The sequence below is a fragment of the Novosphingobium sp. CECT 9465 genome, from assembly GCF_920987055.1.
Classification (GTDB): Bacteria; Pseudomonadota; Alphaproteobacteria; order Sphingomonadales; family Sphingomonadaceae; genus Novosphingobium.
In genome coordinates, this window is sequence record NZ_CAKLBX010000001.1 from 2,924,015 (window position 1) to 2,938,389 (window position 14,375).

The following is a 14,375-nucleotide window of genomic DNA, read 5'->3' on the forward strand; positions in this document are numbered from 1 at the left end:
CGATGGACGGCAAAACCCTCGCACGCATCGGCGCAGTCGCCTTCGTGGCGCTCGCGATCACGGCAACGGCGATCGATATGAACCGGAGCGACCCGATACCCGATTCGGCCCTATCGAAGCAGCCGTCCATCGTTCGGCATAATCCGCTTGATGAGCAGCTGACCCGTTGCTCGCAGTCAGGAGAAGTGGGAGCGAGCGATCCCCAATGCCTCAAGGCATGGGCCGACAACCGCCGCCGCTTTCTCGGCCAGCTTCCTGCGCCGGGCGAGGTCTCACCAGCCCGGCCGGAGGTCCGCTGACCATGGGCGGCACAGGCGTCATCGACCATTTTCTCGAGGTCTTCACCCGCTACATCGATGGGGGCTTCGGCCTTCTGCACGGCGAGGTGGCGTTCATTGCCACGACGCTGGTCGTCATCGACGTCACGCTCGCCGCGCTCTTCTGGTCATGGGGCACCGACGACGACATCATGGCTCGCCTCATCAAGAAGACGCTGTTCGTGGGCATGTTCGCCTACATCATCGGCAACTGGAACAATCTTGCCCGCATCGTCTTCGAGAGCTTTGCCGGCCTCGGCCTGAAAGCGAGCGGAACTGGGTTCAGCACCGCTGATCTCCTGCGCCCGGGCAAAGTCGCGCAGACCGGCCTCGATGCCGGTCGCCCGCTGCTCGACTCCATCTCCAATCTGATGGGCTACTGGTCCTTCTTCGAAAACTTCATCCAGATCGCCTGCATGCTCTTCGCCTGGGTGCTCGTGCTGCTCGCCTTCTTCGTGCTCGCCGTCCAGCTGTTCGTCACCCTGATCGAGTTCAAACTGACCACGCTCGCAGGCTTCGTGCTCATTCCCTTCGGACTCTTCGGCAAAAGCGCCTTCATGGCCGAACGTGTGCTCGGCAACGTCATTTCGTCAGGCATCAAGGTCCTCGTCCTCGCCGTTATCATCGGCATCGGCTCGACGCTCTTTTCGGAATTCACCGCAGGCTTTGGCGGCGCGACGCCATCGATCGACGATGCCATGGCGATCGTCCTGGCCGCACTGTCGCTGCTTGGCCTCGGTATCTTCGGGCCGGGCATCGCCAACGGCATCGTCTCGGGCGGTCCACAGCTTGGCGCAGGCGCCGCCGTGGGCACCGGGCTTGCAGCCGGCGGCGTGGCCGTCGCCGGTGCGGCCGCCGCCGGCGCCATCGCCTCGGGCGGGGCATCACTGGCCGCCGGCACGGCCGCCGCCGCTCGTGGCGGCGCAACCCTCGCAGGCGGCGCATCGACAGCCTACAGTCTGGGAGCCGCAGGACAGTCGGGCATGACCGGCGTGGCGTCGGGCGTGGGCAATGTCGCCAGCACTGGCGCGCAAGCTGCCGTCTCTCCCCTCAAGCGCGCGGCCTCGAAGGCGGCCGATAGCCTCAGGTCCAGCTATCAATCCGGCGCCAATGCGGCTGCCGAGATCGCTGGCGGCACTTCTGAAGCCGAGGCTCCTGGCGGCGCCGCGCCGCCGGCAACTGCCGAAGGCCAGCCCGATTGGGCCAAGCGCATGAAGCGCAATCAGCAGCTCTCCCAAGGTGTCCAGGTCGCCGCGCACGCCGTCAAATCAGGCGACAGCCATGGCGGCGGCACGTCCATCAACCTTTCCGAAAGCGACTGACCATGAGCCTCTTCAAACGACCCTCGACCCATTACGGCAAATCGCCTGAGCCCGAGACACCCTACCAGCGCGCCGGCCAAATCTGGGATGACCGCATAGGCTCCGCCCGCGTTCAGGCGCATGGCTGGCGGCTGATGGCATTCGGCTCGCTCGCGCTGTCAGCAGGCCTCTCCGCAGCGCTGATCTGGCAGACCGCCAGCGGCTCTATCGTGCCCTGGGTGGTGCAGGTAGACCATCTGGGCCAGGCGCAAGCGGTCGCTCCAGCTACTGCCGACTATCAGCCGTCCGATCCCCAGATCGCCTTCTACCTCGCTCGCTTCATCGAGCAGGTCCGCAGCATCCCGGCAGACCCCATCATCGTGCGCCAGAACTGGCTGCGCGCCTACGACTTCACGACACAAGCCGGAGCACTCGCCTTGGGCGACTATGCCCGCGCCAACGATCCGTTCGCGAAGGTCGGCAAGACGCAAGTGGCGATCGACGTCTCCAGCGTGATCCGCGCATCGCCGACCTCGTTCCGCGTGGCATGGGTCCAGCGCACTTATCAGGACGGAGCGCTCGCCGCGACTGAGCGCTGGACCGCCATCCTCACCATCGCCGTGCAACCGCCCCGCGATCCCGAGAAACTCCGGGCCAATCCGCTCGGCATCTACGTCAACGCCATCAATTGGTCGAAGGAGCTTGGACAATGACCCCCACCTTGCGCAAAGCTGCGAGCCCGCTCTTCCCGGCTTTCTTCATCTCCGCCATCCCGGCCATGCGCAAAACGGCGCTGCCGCTGCTGCTCTGCACATCTGCCCTCGGCGGCTGCGCGACGGTGCAGAAGCCGCCCGCCATCAATTTCGATGATGCGCCCGCCGCCTTGCAGACCGTCGATCCGCCAGCACCGGTCCAGGTTGTCGAGATGCCGAAGATCTTGGCTCTGCCCGGGCAGCTGAAGCCGCTTGGCCCGGACAGCGCGCCAACGCCCGACCTGCTTGATCCAGCCTCCCGGGTGAACGCTGCCAATGCCGCCGCGCGGATGCAGCCGGTCAGGAACGGCTTCATCAACGCCATCCAGATCTACCCGTTCGTCGATGGAGCGCTTTATCAGGTCTATACCGCGCCGGGACAGATAACGGACATCAGCCTCCAACCCGGAGAACAACTCGTCGGCTCCGGCCCTGTCGCTGCCGGGGATACGGTTCGCTGGATCATCGGTGACACCGAAAGCGGCGTCGGGGCATCGCGGCAGGTCCACATCCTCGTCAAACCGACCCGCGCATCGCTGATGACCAACCTCGTCATCAACACCACGTCGCGCACCTACCACATCGAACTGCGGTCCACCGACAAGACCTATATGGCCTCGGTGTCGTGGCAGTATCCGCAAGACCAGCTCATCGCCCTTCATCGCCAGAATGCCGAGGCAAGGGCGACCGAGCCAGTTGCCTCGGGCATCGATCTCACGCAGGTCAACTTTCGCTACCAAGTTTCGGGCGACCGCGTCCCGTGGAAGCCTCTGCGCGCTTTTGACGATGGCCGTCAGGTCTTCATCGAGTTTCCCCGCGGTGTTGCCCAGGGCGAAATGCCGCCGATCTTCGTCGTCGGCCCAGAGGGTAACACCTCCGAGTTGGTGAACTACCGGGTCCGCGCGAACTACATGATCGTCGATCGGCTCTTCGCGGCAGCAGAACTGCGCCTGGGGTCCGGAAAAAGCCCGCAGCGCGTTCGGATCGCCCGCACCGACGGGAGGCCGGCATCGTGACCGACGAACATGGCCCGGGAAGGGAAGAAGGTGGGGCGCGGCAGGGCAATGTCCGGCCGGATGCGCCAGACGGTGATGACGCTCTGCCGCTGACCGGCGAGCCGGTGGTTCGCATGCGGCTGCGGCCTGAACCGCCCCGTGTGACTCGCCTTTCGCGCAAGGTGCTGGCCGCGCTCGGTATCACAGCAGGCCTCGGCATCGGCGGCGCGCTGATCTATGCACTCCAGGTCCAGCATGACGGCAAGACAAGGGAGGAACTCTTCGCCACTGACGGCCGCAGCGCGCCCGATGGACTGGTCGGGCTTCCAAAGGACTATGGCGCAGTCCCCCGCCTCGGACCGCCGCTCCCGGGCGATCTGGGTCGCCCCATTCTCGCGGCGCAGAACAACGGTCAGCCCGTTCCTGTGCCCGGGATGGCAGCGCCAGTCGCCGCGCCTGCCGGCCCCGATCCGGAAATGCAGCGTCGCCACCAAGAGCTGGAGGCCGCGAGAACCGCCCGCCTGTTCTCCGCCTCTCAGGCCGCTTCGGGAAATGCCTCGTCCTCCCCGCCGCCCGTACCGGCGGCGAGCGACCTGGCCGGGCTTGGCCTCGCGCCGCAGCCCGCCACACCCTCAGCGCAGGACCGGCAACTCGCCTTTCTCGGGCAAACGCCTGACAAGCGCACGGTGGCGCCTGATCGGATTGCAGCGCCTGCATCGCCCAATGTACTGCAAGCGGGCGCCGTCATTCCGGCTGCCCTGATCACCGGCATTCGCTCCGACGTCCCCGGCCAGATCACGGCGCAGGTGACCCAGAATGTCTATGACAGCCCCACCGGGCGTATCTTGCTGGTGCCTCAGGGGACGCGGATCGTCGGCCAGTATGACAGCGGCGTCGGTTTCGGGCAGCGCCGGGTCTTGATGGTCTGGAACCGGCTGATCATGCCCGATGGCCGCTCGATCGTTCTCGAGCGGCAGCCGGGTGCGAATGCAGAGGGTTATGCCGGGCTCGAGGATGGCGTCGATTTCCATTGGGGGGAGATGTTCAAGGCCGCTGCGCTCTCGACGCTGCTCGCGGTCGGCGCCGAGGCCGGGACCAATCAGAACGAGAGCAACCTGGTGCAGGCACTGCGTTCAGGTGCCTCGAACAGCATCAACCAGACGGGTCAGCAAATCGTGAGCCGCCAGTTGGGCATCGCGCCAACACTGACCATCAGGCCGGGATTTCCAGTGCGGGTCATGGTCACGCACGACCTGGTTCTCGAACCCTACGGAGGCTGACATGGCCAAGCTGAAACTCGGCCCGATCGCGGACGACAAGCCGGTCAAGATCACACTGGAGCTGCCGGCAAGCCTGCACCGCGATCTCGTTGCCTACGCTGCGATCCTCGGCCGTGAGGGCGGCCAAGGATCTTCTGATCCGCTGCGTCTGATCGTGCCCATGCTCGATCGCTTCGTCGCCTCGGATCGCGGCTTTGCCAAGGCGCGCCGCGAAGCAGATCGCGCAGCAGGCGACTGACCGGCCGTTGTCTCGATCACCATCATGGCTTGGAAACGAGATCCTTGCCCGAATCGCTTGTCGCGTCGTGATCAAGAAAGCTGAAGGCCGACTGCTCGGTTGCGTCGGTCATCGACCGCGCCAGTTCCATCAGGCCCAAGAGCGCGGGATTGTCGTTGCTGGGTGACCAGACGGCGCAGAAGGGCAGAATTTCGTCTTCGATCGGGCGGAAGACGACCCCAGGAAATTGCGCAGCTGTGGTTGCCTCGCTGGTTACGGTGAGGCCCCGGCCCAAGGCGACGAGCCGCATGAGATTATCGCGCCCGACGGCATGATGGTGGATTTCCGGGTGGCGTCCAAGATCGGCAAGCCGCTGCACCAGATAATCATGGATCTCTTGGCCGGGTGCGGCTTCGCTGACGATGAACGTTTCGTGGGCGAGAACGCTGAATTGCACATGAGGCTCGCCAGCGCGCGGATGATCCGATGGCAAAACTACGAAGATGCGCTCGGACCAGAGCTGTTGGCTCGCAAATCCGGGCCATTCACCGGCGCCTGTTATGAAGGCGATATCCAACAGATGCTGGCGGATCGCAACCAGATGGTCCGCCGGATTGCCATCGATGAAGGTGAGTTTGATCGCAGCGTACCGCTCGCCGAACGTCTGTATGAGATCCGACAAAAACCCGGAGGCGAGGGAAGAGAATATCCCTATCCTGAGGTGCCCGTCCTCACCGCGACCAATTGCGGAGACCTCCGCCTTGGCCATGCCGATTTCCGCCAAGGCCTTGCGTCCGCGTTGGACGAACTGTTTGCCGGCATGGGTGAGCTTCACGCCGCCCGGCGAGCGGATGAAGAACGCTGTCCCCAAGCGATCCTCGAGGTCGCGAATTCTGCGACTGACTGCCGATTCCTGGATGCCAAGTGCAACCGCTGCTCGGCGGAAGCTACCATGGTCCGCCGCCGCAACGACATAGCGAAGATGGCGAAGTTCGATATGCGTCCCGGGCAGTGTTCATTCCCCGTTCTTCTGTCTGATTATCACGTCAGACTTTGCGGTGAACTGCGAAGTATCCCGAGTGCAAGTCATTGACGAGTAAATTAATGTATTCAAACTGAGGAGATATATCCATTTTCGCGAGGCATTTACGCAGGGCGCGCCGGGGGATGACCATTCTTGAACCGGCGCGCCCATTTCATCCAAATATCATGCCGAAGAACGGCATGCAGTCAGCCCTATGACGGCTGACCTAGCGGGCTTCCTGCGGGTTCGCCGCCATTCCCGCCGCCGTCCTTGATCCACCCCTCGCGGCGGCTTCTCCGACGGTCCCGGCGCTCAATGGGTCCCGGTCCCCACAGCAATATCGGCCCGTCACACCGTAGAGGCGTGATCGAGCGAGGTGGCTTGCACGATGGCGCGAAAATTCTCCGAGAACTCCGGGTGCCGGGTTTCGAGAAAGCGCTTGATTTCGGGCTTCGAGATCAGTCGTTCGAGGAAGCCGGACGCGACCACGAGGACCAGCATGTCGTCGCCGTAGGAGACCTCCAATTCCTTGTAGTCGTCATTCAGCGCAGCCATTTCCCGCTCGAGCCGGGCCATCTGTTCCGTCGATAGTCCCGTGGATTTCTTAAGATCGTCCGGCTTGTGAAGATCGGCGGGCTTCGACGTCGCCAGCAACGCCTTTGCGTAAGAAGACGTGTAGTTGTTGGCCGACACCATGAGTTCGGCGACCTCGAGCTGACGGATCGGCTTCATCTTCCGGAGTTTCTGGAAGGCATTGTGGCCGACCGGCTTGTCCTTCAGCAGTTCGGCGACATCCTTGCTGATCCCCGAGAGCAGATGGCGCCTTGTCCGGATGACTTTCACATCGACGTTGAGTGCGCGCGCCAGCTTTTCTTCCGAAACACCGCGCTCGAGCGCGCGCACGATCATGTAGTGCTCCTGGATGGTCGCAAGCCGGTTGACCCGCTTGTTGTAGGTGAAGGATTCGTCGTCACTGGCGACGACACAGGCCGCTTCCGTTGCCCCGAGCGCGCGCAAGGCATCCAGACGGACATGGCCGTCGAGGATGAGGAACGTCCCGTCGCGCTGGCGGGCGACAGAGATCGGCTCGATAAGCCCTACTTCCGCAACCGAGGCGGCAATCCGGCGATATTTGACGCTGTCATGCATGCCCTTGGGCAGAGTCCGCGTTGGCAGCAATTTGCTGATCGGAATTTGGAGCACTTGCTGCTCGAAGGCGATTTTCACGGGGCTGTTCATGGCCGCTCCACGGGGCCGATCCGCTCAGCGAGCGCCTGCGGTATGCTGTTGAGGCCTTCCGCGCGCAGCAGCGTGACGAAATGCTCATCTGCCAGCAGGCGGCGCATGGCATTGGTCACGAACAGGAGTCGGCTCCGGGCGAGGGAGGCTCGCTTGATGAGCAGCTTCTGGCGCTCGGTTTCGCGCTGATACGAGCGAATGAGGCTTTCAGATGTTACCGGGCGTGACCGCCAAGGGCGCTGCCCGCGCTTGCTCGTCTGCTTGCCACTTGTGTTGCGCTGCTCGATGATCTGCCGGATCGCGAGCACCTGGTTGCCCGGAATGGTCTTCTCCTCATACGCCTGAGCCAGGGCTTGCTGGACCTCGCCCTCTTTGGCCCTCGCGATCTCCATGGCGATGGTATGCGGGATGACGCCGCGTTCGACCGCGGAAATCAGCTTCTCCTCGCCGTTGTCGAGCAAGACGCAGATCGCAGCGACATATTCGTAGGAGAAATCCACTTTCGCGGCGATTTCGCTGTGCGAATATCCGCGGGCTGCCAGCACGCCGATGGCATGGACGAGTTCTAGCGGGCTATGCTGTCGCCGGGCCAGGTTCTCGACTAGGCTCATCACGTAGCAATCCTCTTCCGAGGCATCGACGATGATGGCCGGGATTTCGGACTGACCAAGCGCGATGAAGGCTTCTAGCCGGCCCTGTCCGCAAACCAGATCGTAGCGTGTTTTGCCGGCGCGCTGGCTCACCGTAATCGGCTTCTTCAGCCCCAGATGGGCGATGCTGTCCACCAGCTCCTGGAAGATGCGCTTGTTCCGCACACGCGGATTGAGAATCGTGATGAGGTCGACCGGCACCATGCGGATTTCGGGGACGGGGTCGCTCATGCTGCCACCCGCAGCGCCGCACGGCGCGTCAGATCCATGAAGGCTTCAAGCGTCTCGTACCGATAGGCATCGAGCAGGATGCCATTCTCGGGCGCGAGCCTTAGGTCAGGCGACTTCCCGAGATCGAGCCAGGGGAGCAGATAGTAGTCCCGTATCGTGCGGTTATCGTCCTCCATCCGGGCTGCGATCGTAATTCCCGGACGAAGACCCTGATCGAATCGGATCTTCCAGCGCAGGTTTCCTGCTGGACTGACCTGGCAGCGGGCTATGACCAGCGCGGCCGTGAACTCCTCGTTGATGTGCAACAGATCGGAAACCGGGTCCCTGCGGACCGAACCGCCGGCGCTCTCGATCCCGGCGATAACCTCCTGGACGACGTCGGGGTGGAGGGCTCGCAAGGCCCGGTTGGTTTCGATGTAGCGGTAGTCCCGCGACGGCGAATAACCGACTAGCTCATAGGCCCGCACCAAGCTGCCGAACCGGTGGCGGAACGTCATGCTGGACGGCATGTCCTCGACTTCGTCGATGACCAGCCCCGAAAGCCACCCCTTCTCGGCCAACAAGGCCGCGAGCCTGTCGAGCAGTTCCTTGTCGGTGTAGCGCTTGCTCCGGGCGTCGATGATGCGCTGCGCAGCTTCATAGAAGTCTGGTTCGACAATCGGCTCGAAGGCCCCATCATGGCGGACCCACATGTCGGGTGGATTGAGGACTCGCTTGGCCTTCAGCTTGAACGAGACCCGGTTGTAGACATTGTTTCCGATGTATTTTTCGTTGGTCAGGATCTGGTGAACCGTGCCTCGGGTCCACGGGCGGCCAAGATCGGTCACATGCCCTTCGCCGTTCAATATCCCGGCAATCTCGCTTTCGGTTCGCTGCTGAACGACGAACATTCGGTAGAGGCGCCGCACCATCTCGATCTCTTCAGGCGGGCCAGGTTGGAGGACCACGCGATCGGTCTGAAGGCTCTTCTGCTCGCCTCGTTCAAGGGTCGTCTTGGGATTGCAGTGCTCATCGACCAGCACGCGGCGCAGGCCGAAACCTGCTGGTCCTCCCTGCCGGAAACCAAGCCGGATGAGGCGGCACTGACCGGTAAAGACCTTAGCCGACAATTCCCGGCTGTATTCGCCGGCCATGGCTCGCTTCATGCTCTTGATGATTGTCGCGCTCAGGCTGCCGTCGTTCTCGAACTGCTCTGCGCAGTAGTGCACCTTGATCCCGCCTTCGCGGCAGATGAACTCATAGTAGGCGCTTTCGTCGGCATCCTGAAAACGGCCCCATCGGCTGACATCATAGACGAGGACCACCTCGAAGTCGGTGTTACCCGAGCGGACGTCCGCGATCAGCTTCTGAAGAGAAAGGCGACCGTCCAACTTGAGGCCGCTCTTCCCCGAGTCCTCATAGGTCCGAACGATCTCGAAACCGCGATGCACCGCATACTCGGCAATGATCTCTGCCTGATTCTCAGTCGAGTATTTCTGATGCTCGGTCGACATGCGCACGTACTGCGCCGCCCGTATCAGGCGCTCAGGCTTGTCGTCGTTATTGCCCGAAGTGTTTGTCACAACCGATGCTTCCAGTTCGCTCCCAGGAGACGCGCTAAACTCTCCGAAAACTTATCTGGAGGAGGGGCGAATGTCGTTCACCAAGAAGGACCGAAAGATTCAGTCGGAATCAGGAAAAACTTTTCCGGCGATCACGCCGGAGTCGCTGGCCCATGTCATCGCAGCAGCATTGCGCGCAGAATTCGGTGCGACGCCGTCATCGGTCAAGACTGTCGCGCGGCTGACGCATGCAAACGAAAGAGCTGTGCGCAACTGGTTCGACGGCAAGAACGGCCCCAGTTCGGATAACTTGGTCGTTCTGATGCGGCATTCCACCATTGTCCTCAAGACCGTTCTCGAATTGGCAGACCGCCCAGATCTTGTCCTTGCTGTTGGAATTCTCGGATTGAGAGAGCAACTGGTGGATGTGGTGGCCGCGATCGACAAGGCCCGGAAATAGGTCCTAGAACGCTGCGATCCTGACGTCACGATTGGTAGCGACATAGCGCCGCGCGGCAACGCCTTGAACGGAAACTCGACCAGCTGCGCTGCATCCGCATAGGCTTGCGTCAATGGGCAGGAAGCTTCTCCCATGCTGGATGGCCTGCACATTTGTCAGTGCACCTTCACCTGCCCAACGCGCGCTCGATCGCCCGCTACCGGCGGGTGGGACAGAGCATGCCCCTGGATCGCCGTCGATAGGGTGATCCCTGTTTTCGGTTGTCTGTTTGCGGGCGGGCTTGATTTGGCGACCCGAGAGGTCGAAAAAATTGGGGGCACGACCGGACATCCGTGTCCGGTCGCTTGTTCCTATTCTCCATGTGCGCTGAAAGCGCTTAGTCTGGATGTGCTCCGGACAATGCGTCTACTTCATAGGACGTGAACGTCTGGTCACCCTATAGTCGTTTACGTCTTGTCGCACTAGACGCCTGCGTCCTGTCGAGTAATCTTGAATCTTCTCTGGACCGGGCGCACATGGGGGCTCGAAAGGAATGTTTCATGACCGATACAGCCGAGGCACAGGCCGATTCCAACATCATTCCGCTGCGCGGGCTGGGCAAGTCTTCGCGTGCACGCGGATTCGAAGAGAAATGGGGACCGATGGCAGGCAAGGTGGGGTTCACGATGATCCCGACGACGTTATTGCGCGGTGCCGCTCGGCTTCAACTCGATCCGCCGAAATTCGCTATCGTCCTCCAGCTTCTGGAGCATTGGTGGGAGCGTGATCGTGACCCGTACCCGTCGAAGGAAACGATCGCGACGCGGGTGAAGTTGAGTCCGCGCCAGGTTCAGCGGCACATCGCGGTGCTTGAAAAGGAAGGACTGGTTCAGCGGCTCGAACGCCGGGCACCGGGGCGTGGCAAGACCAGCAATGCCTATGACCTGTCCGGCTTGGTCAAGCGGGTGGCCAAGCTGTCGGAGGAAATCATTGAGGAGACCGCCGAGGCTAAAAAGCGTCGCGCGGCTCTGGAGAAACCGGGCCTTCGTAAGCGTGCCAAGCCCACAGCTTAAAGTTCTCTGTTCGTTCGCCCGAACCTTCACTGTCCGCCGCCAGCCTATTTGAGTAGCCTTCGATGTCCGTTCAACATTTGCCCTTCACACTCGGCGACCAGACTTTCGATCTAGCGCACCTGAACGCTACTGCGTTGGCGTGTAAGACCGATTTCCGCGATGCCGATCTGACGATCGGTGTCCGGTACAGCAACCACTGTTATACCGTTGGCTGTGCAAATGACGAGGAGCCGGGCGAGCGGCTTCTCCTCGACCATCATGGTAATCGGCGAGCTTTCAACGATGATCGCTATTCGCTGTCTCATCATTTGCCTGCCCTGTTGGCGGCACTGCCTTCGGCGAAGGTTTGGCAAAGCGCTCAGGAGCGCAACTATCTGCACTTCTCGACGACGCTCGGACCGGCGGAGTATCGCGTCTTCTTTCATCTGCGTCGGGCGACGGCTGGGGCGGATCATGATCTCGCGCTGTTCGTCGAGAGTGCCTACGCTCTTGAAGTTGCGGATCCGGCCACACGCGGCAGGGGGCAAATCCGATTTCCCATCCTGGCGCGCAAAACCTATCTGGGTGAAGCGGTGCGGTTCGATTATGGCCGCAACCTTCGTCGGCGCTGATTGGGCACATGCAAAAAGGGCGCCCGTTAAGGCGCCCTTTAGTGTAACTCGGTAGCCCCTTTGGCTTGCGCCTTATCTCGCATCACGCGTGGACCAGGTTACCCCGGCGGGGAAGCACTGTCGGCTCCAAAGAGCCTCAACCGATCTGTTGCCTCTGAGCAGAGAGATAGTCTCGCAACTCTGAAGATTCAACTAAAAGTTGACTCGATCGTTCCCCGCGCGAGCCCCTTGGCGAGCCTGCCAGACACTCACCTTATCGAGCTTTCAGCGATTTTTCAGCGAATTTGTAGCTGCTATCAACTCGCTTCATCGTGAACGGCGATAAAGCCTTTGAGAGGGGCTTTAGCGCTCTACGCCTTGAATGGGTCTGGCCGGATGCACCGTTCCAATACCGCGATCACTGGTCGATTCGCGCCTTCCCAGAGCGCACCAGGCTTTCAAATCATCCAGACTGTAGAGCACTCGTCCTCCTATTTTATGATACACGGGACCGGTCCCATAAATGCGATGCTTTTCCAACGTGCGCGCGGACAACCCAATGAATAGCGCCGCGTCCGGCGTGTTTAAAAAATGGGCCTGGATGTTGACGGGGTGCACTTTGGCCTGAGACATATCTACCCTCCATTCGAACGCGGGTGAAGTATTTGCCCGCAACCGAACGACTGGTCCGATTCGTGCGCCCTTGCGACCAAGAATTGCCGAAATGGACAAGCAACGAACAGATCGGTTGCGCTGACCAGTTTTACCTCGGCGCTTGCACGTAACATCCGAGCAACACGACCACTTGGGATCGCCCACCTTGTCCCATTTGCACGCCATAATGCGATGCAGTCCTTCGCCGTTCGATTCCGCTTTGATCCTCACCATCTATCGCCTTCTATTTCTTCAGATTGATCGGCGAAGGAATTTCTGATGAAGAGCCAGGTTGAAACTGCCATCAAGCGGACGATCCGGAGGCATCAACTGCGGGAAATCGTCCCGCTCGCCGACACCACGATCTATGACATGGAGAGGCGCGGCGAATTTCCTCGGCGATTTTCGCTCACGTCCCGTTGCGTTGTTTGGGATCTGGCCGAGGTCGAGGCATGGCTCGAAGACCGAAGGCGTGCTTCGTATGCAAAGTCAGTGAAGCGCGCGCCGACACCCGACGTCCAACTGCGCAAGACGCGCCCTGTCAGCCGACAAACTCGGACATGAGCAAGTCCATCGCCGGCGGAATGACGGTCGGCACATATTTCTGGCCCGCGATCCAGGCATCCACGATGTTTGCCCATTCCTGCAACATATGCCGCCGCTGGTTCTCGTACTCGGCCTTGTTGTAGACACCTCGTGACGAGTGACCTTCCTCGTGCGCTAGGCACTTTTCGATCCAGTCCCTGTTGAATCCCAATTCGTTGAGAAGCGTCGAGCCGGTTCGACGTAAATCGTGGACAGAGAATGGCTCAAGCGACAGCCCCTCCTTTTTGGCCCGGACAACCACGGCGGTCGTAATTCGGTTGAAGGTCGCCCGCGACATGGGCGCATCGGCGTCATAGCGGGACGGCAGCAGGTAACGAGAATTGCCGGCGCACGTTTTGAGGGCGATCATGATGTCGATGACCTGCTGACTCAAATACACATTGTGTGCCTTGGACCGCTTCATGCGCTCCTTCGGGATCGTCCAAACGGCATTCTCGAAATCCACCTCATCCCACACGGCATCCTGAAGCTCGCTTTTGCGGACCATGGTCAGCAGGAAGAGCTTCATGCCCAGCCTGATGGTTGGCAGCGTCGGAACATGCTCCAGCTGACCGAACATGACGCGGATTTCAGAGGGGGAAAGTGACCTGTCCCTGGGCACGAAATGGGCAATCGATGACGGTCCAACATCGTCTGCGGGATTGTGGACCTTTTCGCCGTGCAAAATTGCGAAGGCGAAAACCTGCTTCACGATGTCTCGCACATGGACGGCTACAGCCGGGGCACCGCGCGCTTTAACCGTGGCGCACATTGCCCGCAGATCCTCGGCTGTAATTTCGGTGAGCAGGCGATTGCGGAATTTTGTCAGTATGTCGCGCTCATAAATCGCCCTTCGCATAGCCTTGGTGCTTTCGGCCATTCGGCCGTCCTGAAACCACCGCTCGGCAAATTGTCCGAAGCTCTTGGCTTCCTTGAGGCGCCGCTTTTCCCGCTGCTTTTCCTGAGCCGGAGAGAGCCCTTCCAAGATCGAGCGCTTCGCATCGATCAGCTTTTCCCGAGCGCGTGCCAAAGAGATCCCGGCTGGCCCATAACGCCCCAGTGTCAGGGTCTCTCGGCGGCCGTGCATTCGGTAGTCAAACCGGAACACGATTGTGCCTGACGTCTGGACTACCAGGTACATACCGTCACGATCCGTGACTTTGTATGGCTTATCTCGCGTTTTCAATGCTTTGATGGCTGCATCCGTAAGCATTCGGCCCTCCGCATTTGGATCAAAAACCGCAGAAAGCGTCCAAAAGTACCGTCAGGCAAAAAGTAGCTATTTCCTAAAAGAAATGTATTTTTCTTTCAGTGCCTTAGTGTCAAAAAAATACCGTCAGAAGCTTTCATTGCCCCTGACGGTATCTTCAAAAATTCAGTTGAGCAAGTTTTCGCATACCGTCATAAATACCGTCAGACGGGAAGCTTTCCCCTCGATAGACCCCGAAAGATGTCGGATAATTTATCGTTATTTATCTGATGGTTGT

Annotated in this window: 16 protein-coding genes; 10 read left to right on the forward strand and 6 right to left on the reverse strand. The window is 60.8% G+C overall.

The features are described 5' to 3' along the window. Window positions 1–2: 2 nt before the first annotated feature. The 6 genes from trbK-alt (at window position 3) to LUA85_RS14315 (ending at window position 4,883) form a co-directional block, all read left to right on the forward strand. Entirely contained in the window at window positions 3–299 is a 297-nt protein-coding gene (trbK-alt, locus tag LUA85_RS14290) for a putative entry exclusion protein TrbK-alt (protein WP_231470955.1), read from the forward strand. Between the two features lie 2 nt (window positions 300–301). Next, on the forward strand, window positions 302–1,639 hold the full coding sequence (gene trbL, locus LUA85_RS14295) for a P-type conjugative transfer protein TrbL (RefSeq protein ID WP_231470956.1): 1,338 nt from the start codon (window positions 302–304) through the stop codon (window positions 1,637–1,639). A gap of 2 nt (window positions 1,640–1,641) precedes the next feature. Then, a complete protein-coding gene (trbF, locus tag LUA85_RS14300; RefSeq protein ID WP_231470957.1) occupies window positions 1,642–2,331 on the forward strand; it encodes a conjugal transfer protein TrbF in 690 nt (229 codons plus the stop codon). Next, entirely contained in the window at window positions 2,328–3,386 is a 1,059-nt protein-coding gene (gene trbG / locus LUA85_RS14305) for a P-type conjugative transfer protein TrbG (protein ID WP_231470958.1), read from the forward strand. Before trbF ends, trbG begins: the two co-directional genes overlap by 4 nt. Window positions 3,387–3,499: 113 nt before the next feature. Continuing rightward, on the forward strand, window positions 3,500–4,645 hold the full coding sequence (locus LUA85_RS14310) for a TrbI/VirB10 family protein (RefSeq protein ID WP_231471888.1): 1,146 nt from the start codon (window positions 3,500–3,502) through the stop codon (window positions 4,643–4,645). 1 nt (window position 4,646) lies between these two features. After that, window positions 4,647–4,883, forward strand: coding sequence for a DUF2274 domain-containing protein (locus LUA85_RS14315; RefSeq protein ID WP_231470959.1), 237 nt, complete (start codon window positions 4,647–4,649; stop codon window positions 4,881–4,883). A gap of 22 nt (window positions 4,884–4,905) precedes the next feature. Here the strand turns inward: LUA85_RS14315 and LUA85_RS14320 are convergent, their stop codons facing one another. From LUA85_RS14320 to LUA85_RS14335, 4 genes are all read right to left on the reverse strand, one after another. After that, window positions 4,906–5,874, reverse strand: coding sequence for a LysR family transcriptional regulator (locus tag LUA85_RS14320; protein ID WP_371823730.1), 969 nt, complete (start codon window positions 5,872–5,874; stop codon window positions 4,906–4,908). A gap of 360 nt (window positions 5,875–6,234) precedes the next feature. Beyond that, entirely contained in the window at window positions 6,235–7,125 is an 891-nt protein-coding gene (locus LUA85_RS14325; protein WP_029994474.1) for a plasmid partitioning protein RepB C-terminal domain-containing protein, read from the reverse strand. Then, the gene (locus LUA85_RS14330; RefSeq protein WP_231470960.1) at window positions 7,122–7,979 is read right to left on the reverse strand and encodes a plasmid partitioning protein RepB C-terminal domain-containing protein; all 858 of its coding nucleotides are present in this window, start codon (window positions 7,977–7,979) and stop codon (window positions 7,122–7,124) included. The genes LUA85_RS14325 and LUA85_RS14330 overlap by 4 nt, the downstream gene beginning before the upstream one ends. A gap of 23 nt (window positions 7,980–8,002) precedes the next feature. Continuing rightward, window positions 8,003–9,568: a recombinase family protein gene (locus LUA85_RS14335; RefSeq protein ID WP_256448250.1), complete on the reverse strand. Its 1,566-nt coding sequence runs from the start codon at window positions 9,566–9,568 to the stop codon at window positions 8,003–8,005. 70 nt (window positions 9,569–9,638) lie between these two features. Between LUA85_RS14335 and LUA85_RS14340 the strand changes: the two genes are divergently transcribed. From LUA85_RS14340 to LUA85_RS14350, 3 genes are all read left to right on the forward strand, one after another. After that, window positions 9,639–10,007, forward strand: a complete 369-nt coding sequence (locus LUA85_RS14340) for a hypothetical protein (protein WP_231470961.1) — start codon at window positions 9,639–9,641, stop codon at window positions 10,005–10,007. Window positions 10,008–10,546: 539 nt separating this feature from the next. After that, the gene (locus tag LUA85_RS14345) at window positions 10,547–11,059 is read left to right on the forward strand and encodes a helix-turn-helix domain-containing protein (RefSeq protein WP_231470962.1); all 513 of its coding nucleotides are present in this window, start codon (window positions 10,547–10,549) and stop codon (window positions 11,057–11,059) included. A gap of 62 nt (window positions 11,060–11,121) precedes the next feature. After that, the gene (locus LUA85_RS14350; RefSeq protein ID WP_152523630.1) at window positions 11,122–11,670 is read left to right on the forward strand and encodes a hypothetical protein; all 549 of its coding nucleotides are present in this window, start codon (window positions 11,122–11,124) and stop codon (window positions 11,668–11,670) included. 342 nt (window positions 11,671–12,012) lie between these two features. Here the strand turns inward: LUA85_RS14350 and LUA85_RS14355 are convergent, their stop codons facing one another. Then, on the reverse strand, window positions 12,013–12,282 hold the full coding sequence (locus LUA85_RS14355; RefSeq protein WP_081663768.1) for an AlpA family transcriptional regulator: 270 nt from the start codon (window positions 12,280–12,282) through the stop codon (window positions 12,013–12,015). Window positions 12,283–12,582: 300 nt separating this feature from the next. Here LUA85_RS14355 and LUA85_RS14360 point away from each other — a divergent pair, with 300 nt between their 5' ends. Then, on the forward strand, window positions 12,583–12,867 hold the full coding sequence (locus LUA85_RS14360; RefSeq protein WP_081663766.1) for an AlpA family transcriptional regulator: 285 nt from the start codon (window positions 12,583–12,585) through the stop codon (window positions 12,865–12,867). On the opposite strand, the gene LUA85_RS14365 is transcribed toward LUA85_RS14360, so the two are convergent. Beyond that, a complete protein-coding gene (locus LUA85_RS14365) occupies window positions 12,845–14,101 on the reverse strand; it encodes a tyrosine-type recombinase/integrase (RefSeq protein WP_231470963.1) in 1,257 nt (418 codons plus the stop codon). The two genes, LUA85_RS14360 and LUA85_RS14365, sit on opposite strands and share 23 nt — an antisense overlap. Window positions 14,102–14,375 lie beyond the last annotated feature (274 nt).